Origin of the sequence: Planobispora longispora (genome assembly GCF_016863135.1) — a bacterium.
GTDB classification, from domain to species: domain Bacteria; phylum Actinomycetota; class Actinomycetes; order Streptosporangiales; family Streptosporangiaceae; genus Planobispora; species Planobispora longispora.
This window is the reverse complement of sequence record NZ_BOOH01000038.1, coordinates 50,387-61,439: the sequence shown is the minus strand read 5'-3', so window position 1 is coordinate 61,439 and position 11,053 is coordinate 50,387. Positions and strand designations below refer to the sequence as shown.

Sequence of the window (11,053 nt, the reverse complement as noted above, 5' to 3'; positions counted from 1 at the left end):
GTGAGTTGGGATTCCGGTCCGCGACGTGGGCTTATCTCTAAAGATCAGCTTTTTGGAACTTGGCGACACGTTCGTTAACAGCACCCTAAGTACTGCGACGACCGCTGCCGCGCTGCGGCCTTTCGCGCCCGACAGGCCGCTCACAGCGGCCTAGATGAGTAAGTCCGAAGTCTGGTCAGTGGTCGTAGGCGATCAACGATCGGATGACGGGCTGGCCGGTGGCGCGGTTGTGCCAGATCGCGGCGGTCAACGCCAAGATCCGCTGGGCGACGCGGACGGTGACACCAATCGGGCTGCGTCCGCCGTGCAGCTCCAGGTTGAGCTGGCCTTTGAGGGTGGCGTTGACCGATTCGATCAGTTGGCGGACCGGTTTGAGGAACTGCTCACCTGGCCGGGGCGCTCGATTGCGGTAGGAGGGCCGCAGTAGCTGCACGCCCCGCTCGGCCAGGTAGGCATCCAGTTCCGCCGACGCATACCCCTTGTCGGCGACGATCAGTAGGCCGGGCCGCTCGGTGATCAGGCCGGGGTCGTGGTCGAAGACGGCCATCAGCACTTGGCGCTCATCAAGTGCCGGGGTGGCCAGCGCCCAGGTGATGGGCAAGCCGGTCGGGGTGCACACCAGATGCAGGCGCAGCCCCCAAAACCAGCGTGAATGCGAGCGGCAGTAGCCGTAGCCGGCCCAGCCGGCCAATGCCGAGCGGCAGACGGTCGGGCGCGAGCGGCCGCACTCAACCGGGGTGGAATCGATGACCCAGACCGGGTCGACCCACAGGTCGGTGTCGCGAGCCAGGGCCCGGATGGCGCGCTGGATCAGCGGCAAGGCGACGCGCAGGCGCTTGTTGTAGCCGGACTGGCCGGGCAGGTAGGCAAAGGCGCCCGGCAGATGCGCCGGGACAAAGCGCAGCCAGCGGGCCTCGGAGTCGATGCCCAGCAGCGCTTGGGCGATGGCCAGGGTGAGTAGTTCGGCGTCGGTCAGCCGGGGTGGGCGGCCCAGACGGGCGGGGCGGCCCGGGGCCCGCAGCCAGTCGTCGATCCTGACATACAGTGTGATCAGAAGGGTGTTGAGGTCAGTTGTCACAAACCGATCCTCGACACCCTTCGTTGCGTGCGCCCTGACGTCGCGGACAGGATCATCTACCGTCAGGCGCAGCCCGGGTGGGCAACACCCGGCCCACCACGGACGCGCGCCACGGGTGGGCCTATCGGCGGGTACGCATCGCCGTACCCGCTCTCCGCTTTAGGACTTACTCATCTAGGAGCTGTTCGAGGTTCGGATCATGTGGTTGAGGTGAGGAGCTTCAGCCACATGACCGAACCTCGGAGATAGAGCCCGGCCTCGTAGCTTTCCGAGGCCTTGTCGTAGCGAGTCGCCAAACAGCGCCAGGTCTTGATCTTCTGGAAGCACCATTCAACGGTGTTGCGCTCCTTGTAGAGATCGCTGGCGTAGCCGACGGGCCGGCCGCCCCGGCTGCCCTTCTTCCGGCGGTTGGCCGCCTGGTCCTTCTTTTCCGGGATGACCGCCTTGATGCGGCGTTTCCGCAGGTAGGCGCGGTTGGCGCGGGAGAAGTAGGCCTTGTCCGCAGCGACTGCGCCCGGCCGGGTACGGGGCCGGCCGACCGGACCGGGGACGCAGATCTTGTCCATGACGGTGATGAACTGCGGGCAGTCGGCGGCCTGGCCGGGGGTGAGCATGAACGCCAGCGGCCGCCCGGCGGCGTCGACCGCGGCATGGACCTTGCTGCTCAGCCCGCCGCGGGACCGGCCGAGCCCGGCAGCCGTGGCCCGGGCCCGGCGGCGTCGCCGCCTGGCGGCGCGATCGCGGCCCGACGACGCGTCCGCACCGTTCCCGCCGTCCGCGCTGGGGGCGACCGGCGGCGCATCACCCGCAGCACCGGCGGCTGCTGCGCCAGCGCGGCCCCCTTTTCCTCGGTCAGGGCCTGCTCCAGCGCATCCAGCGTCTCCCCGGCCACGGCCAGCCCGGCCGACTCCTGATACGCCCGCACGATGGTTGAGTCCACGCTGACCAGCTCCAGCCCGACCTGTCCGCGGGAGGCGGCCTCGGCGATCAACGCGTCCATCAGCCCGTGGAACACCCCGGCCTTGGCCCAGGCGTTGAACCGGGAGTAGATGGTGGACCAGGGCCCGTAGCGTTCGGGGACATCACGCCAGTCCGACCCGGTGCGAAACCGCCACAGGATCCCGTTGAACTGATCCCGTACCCGCCGCGGCAGCGGCCCAGTGGCCGCCACCGGCAGATACGGCGCGATCAACGCCCACTCGGCATCGGTCACATCAAAACGCGCCACGTCCGAGTTCTACCAGCCACGGCCGACCCACCACCGGGCCACACTTAGATCCGAACCCCAAACAGCTCCTAGTCAGGCGGCGCACCGCAGCCCAACCGATACCGCACGAATTCCGGATGAGCGTCACCGACCTCGATGCTGTTCTCATCAAGAGCGTTGGCGATATGGAAACAGCCAGCGTCGAAGACGAACTCCACCGCGATGGTGCCGGCCGCCAGGTCATGACTCGAAGGACGCCACTCCAGCAGAGCAACTTCCCGCAATTCCTGGCCGATGAACGGCTCAAGCCGTTCGTCGGCACTGGACCACGCCGGAGTCAGCTCGAACCACTCCCAGTCGCTGATCGCCGTCGTCGTGTCGATGCTGTTCCAGCTGATCGATAGCTCATCGAGCTTCCAGTGGCAGATCTCTATCTGGACACCGTCGAAGTTCAAGACAACGGGGCAGTCAGCGAACCAGTCCCCGTCCTCGACAAACCGCACGATCGCGAACCCCGTCAGACGCCGGCCACTCAGCGCTGCCAGGCCTGGCCCGTGTTCCTTGCGGACGGCTTCAAACCCGGCGAGAAAGGTCGGCTCGAAGCCGGAGATCCCCATCACGATAGGTGATTGTCCGGGTTCCTCACGCAGTCGGCCAGCCGATATCTACCAACAGGCAGCATGGTCCCGCTTGACAGATCAGATTCCACATAATGCTGCGCTACCTGGCCGATCCCGCCTTGCGTTCACGGGTGACGGCGGCGACCAGCAAGGTCGAAGCCTACAACGGTTTCTCCCAGTGGCTCTCCTTCGGCAACAACGGGGTCATCGCCCACAACGACCCCGATGAGCAGGAGAAGCTCATCAAGATGAACACCCTGCTGGCCAACTGCGTGATCTTCCACAACACCCTGGACCTGATGGACGTGTTGCGCGATCTGGTCGCCGAGGGCCTGCCCATCACCGCCGACGAGATCGGAGCGATCTCGCTGTATCTGCGCGCCCACATCCGCCGTTTCGGCGCCTATGCCACCGACGAGATCGCACACGAGCCGGCGGCGTTCAACCCCGAGCTCAAGGAGATCGACTTTTCCGCGGTCGGCCTGGCTGCCTGATCACGCCTGCTGTCTTGCTGCCTTCAGGGGGCCATGCCCGGCCGGGTGCGCACTTCCTGGGACTCGTCCGGATGGGGCCCTCCCGTTTGCCGGCGAATCGCCGTGCGGTCACCGTTGTGATCACGTTCTGCCGTCGGCAAGGGAGCATCTTCGCGGTGGTGCACCAGATGACGACGGACGCCCGCGGGTGCGGGCGCCTGGAGCCTGCGGCGCCGACCGAGATCGGCTCGTGCCTGTGAGGCCGTTGGCGGTAAGGGTCGGTGGGTGCGGCGGAGCGGTCATCGTGATGCCGGAGCCGGTGTATCGCCCCTCATTTTCGGCAAGAACCCGCCGAAGACGACTTTCCCCTCGATAGTCCGCCGATGCCTGGCCAGCGCGGCACCTTACCCGCATGAGCCTGGACCCGACCGGCAAGGGCCGCAAACGCTGGGTGACCCGGTGGAAGGCCGCGCTGAACGCCTTCGCCATCACCTTTGAGGGCCGTCTGACCTCGACCACCCGATAACTAATCAAGATCGAGATACACCGTTATCTAGACACACCCGACGTCGCCGGTGGGCTGTCAGCCGGTGAGGGGCAGGATCAGGCAGGTGGTGGTGTGGGCGATGAGTTTTCCGTGGCTGTCGGTGACTTTTCCTTCGGCGGTGGCGGTGCGGCGGCCGGCGTGAATGACAGTGCCTTGTGCGGTCAGGGTCGTTCCTTCTGGACCCAGCGCATCAGGTCGAGGCCGGACATGGCAGCGGTCTCTGCGGTCACAGTGGTTCTCCGGTTCGTGCAGGGATGGATCAGCCGCCTGGCGGCCGGGCCGGTAGCGGTAAGTGGGGCAGGCCCGTCAGCCGGTGACGGCTTCGATGCGGGCGGGTAGGTGTTTGTGCCAGGGGGTGGCGGCGAACGGGTCGCGTCGGTGCTGGTCGGTGAGGGTGTTGAGGGCGACGCCGGTGCGTTCGGTTCCGCCGTCGTCGGTGGGCAGGTCCAGACCGAAGCCATTGGGCAGGGCGGCGTGCCCGGCTTGCAGGCGGTCGTCGACCTCGACGGTGGCTTGCGCGGTTCCCCGGCTGGTGGTGATCTGCGCGGTGGCTCCATCGATCAGGCCGAGTCGTTCGGCGTCGCCGGGGCTGATCCGCAGGGTGCCGTCACGCTCGCGTAGCCGCCAGGTGGTGTCGCGGAAGATGGTGTTGGCGGTGGAGGCCCGCCGCTGGCCGGCGGCCAAAATGAAGGGGTAGTCGTCGCTGGTGTGCGTGGCCGGGGTGTCGGGCAAGACCGCGAGTGCGTCGAGGAGTTCGGGGATGTGCAAGGGGATGCGGCCGGAGGTGTGCCGTACGTGCGCCCATGCGTCTTCGGGGCGGTCGAGGGTGAAGGTGACGCCGGAGCGGTTTTCCAGGATGGCGGTGAAGAGGTCGTCGGCGGAACGGTGCCCGGCGCGCCTCATGGCCTGGGGGTATCGCCGGGACACGCGCAGCGCCAGCCCCCACAGCACCGCTGCCGCTTGCGCGCCGTCGGGCAGCGCGCGGCCGAGGGTCTGATACAGCAGGTACGGGGCCATCGCCAGGGTCGACCGGTCAGCGGCGATCATGACCGCGAACACGGCCTTGAACACAGGCCGGCCGAGTCGCAACGCCGTCCGCAGAAGTTTCACCTTCCGTCGGGGAGCCGCGCCCAGGGCCTGCAGCAGGCGGCTGTAGATCTCGGGCTCGGGCAAGGTCCCCGGCAGCGGATCCAGGACCGGAGCGCGCAGGTGGAAGGTGTTGCCGGGGAACTCGAAGTTGAAGAACGTCGCCTCCCACTTCTCGAACTGGGTGCTGGCCGGAAGCACGTAGTGCGCGAGCCGCCCGGTCTCGGTCAGGGCGACGTCGACCACGACCACCAGGTCGAGCGCCGCCAGGGCCCGCCGGAACTCCGCGGAGTCGGCGAGGGAGTGAGCGGGATTCGAAGAGTCGATCATCATGGCGTGGAAGCGCTGCGGATGGTCGTTGAGGATCTCGGCGGCGATGACGTTGCACGGCACGAGCCCAGCGGGCATGGGCGTGCCGGTGACCGGGGTGTGCTGCACGTCGGTGTCGTAGCGGCCCAGGGGGGGGCGAACCAGGTGTGGGGCTGCATCGCGCCGGGCTTGCCGAAGTTGCCGGTCAGCAGCCACAGGAGCTTGTTGAGGTAGGAGATGAGGGTGCTGTTGGGGCCCTGCTGGACACCCAGGTCCTCATAGGTGGAGACGCTGTCGGCGGTGGCGATGAGGCGGGCCACCTGGCGCAGGGTCGCCTCCGGGATGCCGCATATCTGTGCGTACGCGCTCACCTCGACCCTGCGCAGGACCTCCAGCACAGGAGCCTGGTCGCTGAGGTGCTCGGCTGCGAAGTCGTGGTCGAGCAGGTCGTCCTGGACGATGACGCCGACGATGGCCGCCAGGCACCAGGCGTCGGTACCGGGACGAACCTGGAGGTGGATGTCGGCGAGGTCGGCGGTCTCGGACCGGACGGGGTCGATGACGATCATGGTCCGGTCGGGGTCCTTGGCGATCTCCTTCAGTACCGTGCGGGCGCGGGCCACGCCGTGGCTCTGCCAGGGGTTCTTGCCGATGAAGACCGAGACCTGGGCATGCTCGAAGTCGCCGTGGGTGTGACCGCCGGTGAGATGGGCGTCGACCCATGCCTCACCGCACTTCTCCTGAGCCAGCGGGTTGGACCGGTACCGCGCCCCGAGCGCGTGCTGCAGCGGCTGGCGGTAGGCGCCGCCCAGATGGTTGCCCTGGCCGCCGCCGCCGCCGTAGAAGAAGATGCTCCGCCCGCCGTGGGTGTCGCGCACCGCCACCAGCCGGGAGGCGATCTCGCTGATCGCGGTGTCCCAGCTGATCTCGGTGAAGGTTCCGTCGGCCTCCCGGCGCAGCGGGTCGGTCAGCCGACGGCCGCCATTTTGATAGTGGTCCAGGCGCAGGGCCTTGTTGCAGGTGTAGCCGTGGCTGGACACGTGCTCCTTGTCGCCCCGGATCTTGACGAACCGGCGGTCTTGGACCTGCACCTGGATTCCGCAGTTGTTCTCACACAGGATGCACGCGGTCTTCTTCCACTGCCCGTCCGCGATCGAACTCATCGGCATTCCCTTCGTCCGGTATGTCACCTCGTTCGGCATGGCCGCCGCCATGCCGAACGCCGGGCCCGGCCCGCCCTGTGGTCGGCAGGACGGGCCGGGCCGCGTTGGGTCAGGCGTTGGCTGTCGCGGTCTGGGTGTCGCGCAGCGCGGTCAGGGCGGAGGCGAACATGGTGGTCTTGATCGCGCCCAGGGTGGTGCGGTCCTTGCCGGCCAGGGGTCGGACGCGGGCGTCGGCGACGGCGATGAGCTGTTCCAGGTCCGCGACGTCGTCGATCAGACCCAGCTCGCGGGCCTGGGGAGCCCCGAACCGGTGTCCGGTGGTCATGGAGGCGGTCGCGGCGGCCGGGGTGAGCTTGCCTTGGATGAGGGCGGCCATGCCGGGGGTGAAGGGGATGTTGATGTCGACCTCGGGCAGGCAGAAGTAGCCGCGGTCGGCGCGCATGACGCGGAAGTCGTGGGCCAGGGCGAGCATGGTCCCGGCGCCGAAGGCGTGGCCGTTGACCGCGGCGATCGTGGGGACGGGCAGCGACAGCACCCGGGCCAGGAGGTCCTGCACCCGCTCGACGTAGGGCAGCAGTTCTTCGGGGTGGGCTCCCAGCCAGTCCAGGTCCAGGCCGTTGGAGAAGAACTTGCCGCGGCTGGTGGTGATGAGCGCGGCGGGACCGGAGTGGTCCACGACGCTGTCCAGGTGGCCGTGGACGGCAGTGATCCAGTCCGGGGAGAACCGGTTCTCGTCCTGGCCCAGGTCCAGTACGAACACCGGGCCGTCGTTGCGCAGTTCGGGCATGGTCAATCCTTGGTCGTCGCAGTGGAAGGCCGGCGGCCGGGACGGCCGGGCGGCGGGATGGTCAGCACGGCGCGGACGGCGGCCTCCAGCCGCTGCCGGGTGTCGGCCTCGATGGGTGTGGCGGCGGTGGCCGCCTCGTCGGCGAGCGGGGCGGTCAGGGCGCGCCGGAACGCGGCGGTGGGCAGGTCGACCACGCACAAGGTGATGACCGCGACGGCGGCCGCGTCCGCCCGGCCCCACATGCCGCGGGCCAGTCGCTTGAGCAGGTCCAGTAGCCGCCGGTCGAGCGCGAGCAGGTCGGCGGCCAGCTGGTCGGGCAGGCCGGGGCCCAGCAGCTGCTCGCGGCTCACGCCCATCAGCATCCGGGCCGCCGCGGGACGCCGCAGCGCGAACGCCGCCGGCGCGTCGGCCGCCGCCGCCACCGCGTCCATCGCCGCTCCTGCCGACGGCCCCTCGGACTCCGCAGCCTTCTGGACCGCGGTCTCCTGCAGGTCCAGGAAGTCGCCGGCGGCTCGCAGCCACACCCGCCCCAGCAGGACGGGCAGAGACCCGAACGCGTGGTAGATCGCCCCGTTCGACACCCCCGTCGCCGCGGCCAGCCCACGGATGGTGACGCCATCAGGTCCCGAACCGGCCACCAGCCGCTCGGCAGCGTCCATGATCAGCTCAGGGTCGTAGATCCGAGGTCGCGCCATAACCACACAGTAACAGAGCGCGCGCTCTGTTACTGTCGGGCGGGCGGCGCCTCACGCCGCCATCCGTAGAACCGATCCTGCCCAGAAGGGATGCACATGGAGACCGCGGCCGATCAAAGGCCGCAGGAAACCGCCCAGCCGGTCCACGATGGCCTGCTCGTGGACATCGACGGGCCCGTCGCGACCCTCACCCTGAACCGACCCGAACGGCGCAACGCACTCACCTTCGCCCTGTGGCAAGCCCTTGCCGCCGCTGGGCAGCACCTGCCCCGGGCACTGGAGATCTGCCTGACCGCCCGCACCGTACCCGCCGACGAGGCCGCCCGTCTCGGCCTGGCCGAGACCCTCGTGCCCCGCGAAGGCCTGGACGCTGCCGTGGCCGACCTGACCACCGCGCTCCTGGCCGTCGACGCCGGCGCCGCCACCGCGACCAAACGCCTGCTGCGCCAAGCTCCCGACAACCTCCCCGACCAGCAGTACGCCGCAGAACGAGCCGAACAGACCGGTCGACTGCGCGCCCTGTTCGGCGGCGCGACCACCTGAACCCGCCCGGAACACACGGCACCGCGACCGGCCACGCCCCGCCGCTTCGCCGCGCCCCCCGGTCGCCCACCGCGGACTCGGCGACGCGACCGCGGCTCCGCTCGTCCCGCTCGGCTCCCGGATCGGCGACCTCGTTGTCGATCCGGGTTCACCTCCACGTTCGCCCGCCAGGCGGCGGGTGCATGTCGGCAGGCTGGATGTGACACAGAATCTGCATTACCTGTCACACTGGCCGGCGTTGGCCTGCGTCCGCCCAGCTCGCCGTCCACCACGGCGCAGGCGACTCGGCAACGTTATGTGTCACATAGGCCCTGTGGAGGTCCCTGCCGTGTCCGTCGTCGCCTTCCCCGGCCGCGCAAGCTCATCTGGCGACGTCACCCTCGCGGCCGCCGTCGACTGCTACCTGGACTCCATCCCGACCGCCACCACCCGCGCCAACTACGACGGCACCCTCGCCCGCCTCATCGACGTCGCCGGCGGCGCCAACCCCATCGCCGACCTGGCCCCCGAAGACTACGCCGCGGTGATGCAGCGGTGGAACACTGCGGCGGCCGCCACTTGGAACCGGCACCTGTCCGCGCTCACCTCCTTCACCACCTGGGCGCAGCGCCAAGAACTCCTGGCCACCAACCCGGCGCGGCGGCTGACCCGGCGCAAGACCGCCCGCCGCGGCGACCGCTCCATCCCGCGGACCCGCTTGGAAAAGCTGTTCGGCGATGACGCGCACGGGCTGCGCGAGCGGGTGCTGTGGCGCATGATGTACGAGACCGCAGCCCGCGCCCAAGAGATCCTCTCCCTCAACATCGAAGACCTCGACCCCGAATTCCGCCGCGCCCGCGTGGTCTCCAAGGCGGCGCGATCGAGTACGTGCACTGGGCCACCGGCACCGCCCGCCTCCTCCCACGCCTGCTCAAGGGCCGCATCGCCGGGCCGGTGTTCCTGGCCGACCGCCGCGCCTCCACTTCCGGCCCCCGCACCCCCGCGACCGCCGACATCTGTCCGACCACCGGACGCGGCCGACTGTCCTACCCACGCGCCGAACACCTGTTCAAAACCGCCACCCGGGCCCTCGATCCGCATGGCAACGGATGGACACTCCACCAGCTGCGCCACTCCGCGCTGCAGCACCTCGCGGACGCCGGCCGCACCGCCGCAGAACTCCAGGCCAAGTCACGCCACGCCCACCTGGCCAGCCTCGGCGCCTACGTCCGTCTCTGCGAACACACCTCCGCGGCCGTCACCGCCCACACCGATCCGGCCGCCCGCCGCCGCATCCGCTGACTAAGCCCGCGGCCACCACCTCAGCGGCCCCTTTCCGCCGTATTCCGGCCGTACCCGCTCGCCGGAAGTCACCGGCAAGATCAGCCGCCATCTGGAGCGGCTGCACGCCTGGATCACCGCCGGGCTCGGGCACGCGCGCATCTCGGCGATCGCGATGTGCCGTCGCGCCGGGATCAAGCTGGCCATGATCACCGGTGACCATCCCGGCACCGCCCGCGCCGTCGCCGTCGAAGTCGGACTGCTGGGCCCGGACGCGCTGGTGCTCACCGGCGCGCGACTGCCGCCGGGCGATGAGGAACTGGGCGAGCTGCTGGATCGCGACGGCGTCGTGGTGGCCCGGGTGACTCCGGAGGACAAACCGCGCATCGCCCGGGCGATGCGCGGGCGCGGCCACGTCGTGGCGATGACCGGCGACGGGGTCAACGACGGCCCGGCCCTGCGTGAGGCCGACATCGGCATCGCCATGGGCGCCTCCGGCACCGACGTCGCTCGCGAGGCCGCCGACCTGGTGCTGCTGGACGACCACTTCGCCACCATCGTCACCGCGATCGAGCTGGGCCGGGCCACCTACGCCAATATCCGCCGCTTCCTGACCTACCACCTGACCGACAGCGTCGCCGAGCTCACCCCGTTCGCCGTCTGGGCGCTGTCGGGAGGCACGATCCCGCTGGCGCTGAGCGTGCTGCAGGTGCTCGCCCTGGACATCGGCACCGACCTGCTGCCCGCGCTCGCCCTGGGGGCCGAACCGGCCAACCCGCGCACCATGGACGGGCCCGCCCGCACCGGCAACCTGGTGGACCGGCGGCTGCTGCGCCGCGTGTTCGGCGTGCTCGGTCCCGCGCAGGCGCTGGCCGAGATGGCGGCATTCACCGGTGTGCTGCTGTTGGGCGGCTGGACGCTCGGCGCCGGTCCGGGGCCCGCGCTGCTGGCCACCGCCTCCGGAACGGCCTTCGCCGCCGTGGTGCTGGGCCAGTTCGCCAACGCCTTCGCCTGCCGCAGCGAGTCCCGCTGGATCGGGCGGCTGAAGTGGCGCAGCAACCCGCTGCTGCTCTGGGCGATCGCCTTCGAGATCGTGGTGCTGCTGGCCTTCCTCGGCCTGCCGGCGCTGGCGGACCTGCTGGGCGGGTCCTTCCCGGACGCCGCCGGCTGGCCGCTGGCCGCTCTGGCGATTCCCGCCGTGCTCCTGGCCGATGCCGCGTACAAGGCCTGGCGGGCCCGGCACCGGGTGAGCGCCCGGACCGGGTGAGGCCGTGCTGTGGCCGTG

General features: G+C 69.7%; 9 protein-coding genes and 3 pseudogenes. 5 read left to right on the top strand and 7 right to left on the bottom strand.

Features of this window, described 5'->3' with window-relative positions:
• Window positions 1–175: 175 nt before the first annotated feature.
• The 3 genes and pseudogenes from Plo01_RS23295 to Plo01_RS23285 form a co-directional block, all read right to left on the bottom strand.
• Window positions 176–1,078: an IS982 family transposase gene (locus Plo01_RS23295; protein WP_203892795.1), complete on the bottom strand. Its 903-nt coding sequence runs from the start codon at window positions 1,076–1,078 to the stop codon at window positions 176–178.
• Between the two features lie 197 nt (window positions 1,079–1,275).
• A pseudogene (locus Plo01_RS23290) lies at window positions 1,276–2,306 on the bottom strand (IS5 family transposase).
• A 68-nt stretch (window positions 2,307–2,374) separates the two neighbouring features.
• Window positions 2,375–2,905 (bottom strand): hypothetical protein, encoded by a 531-nt coding sequence (locus Plo01_RS23285; RefSeq protein ID WP_203892794.1) that lies wholly within the window; start codon window positions 2,903–2,905, stop codon window positions 2,375–2,377.
• Window positions 2,906–2,994: 89 nt separating this feature from the next.
• On the opposite strand from Plo01_RS23285, the pseudogene Plo01_RS23280 reads away from it, so the two are divergent.
• Together Plo01_RS23280 and Plo01_RS41510 are read left to right on the top strand one after the other, a co-directional pair.
• Window positions 2,995–3,399, top strand: a pseudogene (locus Plo01_RS23280) (Tn3 family transposase); the annotation flags it as partial.
• Between the two features lie 379 nt (window positions 3,400–3,778).
• Window positions 3,779–3,904 (top strand): annotated as a pseudogene (locus tag Plo01_RS41510) (IS256 family transposase); the annotation flags it as partial.
• A 327-nt stretch (window positions 3,905–4,231) separates the two neighbouring features.
• Here Plo01_RS41510 and Plo01_RS23275 read toward each other — a convergent pair.
• The 4 genes from Plo01_RS23275 to Plo01_RS23260 all read right to left on the bottom strand — a co-directional run bounded on the left by Plo01_RS23275 (window position 4,232) and on the right by Plo01_RS23260 (window position 7,965).
• On the bottom strand, window positions 4,232–5,449 hold the full coding sequence (locus tag Plo01_RS23275) for a molybdopterin dinucleotide binding domain-containing protein (protein ID WP_203892793.1): 1,218 nt from the start codon (window positions 5,447–5,449) through the stop codon (window positions 4,232–4,234).
• Entirely contained in the window at window positions 5,341–6,483 is a 1,143-nt protein-coding gene (locus Plo01_RS23270) for a molybdopterin-dependent oxidoreductase (RefSeq protein ID WP_203892792.1), read from the bottom strand. Before Plo01_RS23270 ends, Plo01_RS23275 begins: the two co-directional genes overlap by 109 nt.
• A gap of 109 nt (window positions 6,484–6,592) precedes the next feature.
• Window positions 6,593–7,270 (bottom strand): enoyl-CoA hydratase-related protein, encoded by a 678-nt coding sequence (locus Plo01_RS23265; RefSeq protein ID WP_203892791.1) that lies wholly within the window; start codon window positions 7,268–7,270, stop codon window positions 6,593–6,595.
• A 2-nt stretch (window positions 7,271–7,272) separates the two neighbouring features.
• Complete coding sequence (locus tag Plo01_RS23260; protein WP_203892790.1) at window positions 7,273–7,965, bottom strand: TetR/AcrR family transcriptional regulator; 693 nt, start codon at window positions 7,963–7,965, stop codon at window positions 7,273–7,275.
• A gap of 96 nt (window positions 7,966–8,061) precedes the next feature.
• On the opposite strand from Plo01_RS23260, the gene Plo01_RS23255 reads away from it, so the two are divergent.
• From Plo01_RS23255 to Plo01_RS23245, 3 genes are all read left to right on the top strand, one after another.
• Window positions 8,062–8,508, top strand: a complete 447-nt coding sequence (locus Plo01_RS23255; RefSeq protein ID WP_203892789.1) for an enoyl-CoA hydratase/isomerase family protein — start codon at window positions 8,062–8,064, stop codon at window positions 8,506–8,508.
• An 867-nt stretch (window positions 8,509–9,375) separates the two neighbouring features.
• Window positions 9,376–9,789, top strand: coding sequence for a site-specific integrase (locus tag Plo01_RS23250; protein WP_203892788.1), 414 nt, complete (start codon window positions 9,376–9,378; stop codon window positions 9,787–9,789).
• Between the two features lie 79 nt (window positions 9,790–9,868).
• Window positions 9,869–11,035: an HAD-IC family P-type ATPase gene (locus Plo01_RS23245; protein WP_373871709.1), complete on the top strand. Its 1,167-nt coding sequence runs from the start codon at window positions 9,869–9,871 to the stop codon at window positions 11,033–11,035.
• Window positions 11,036–11,053 lie beyond the last annotated feature (18 nt).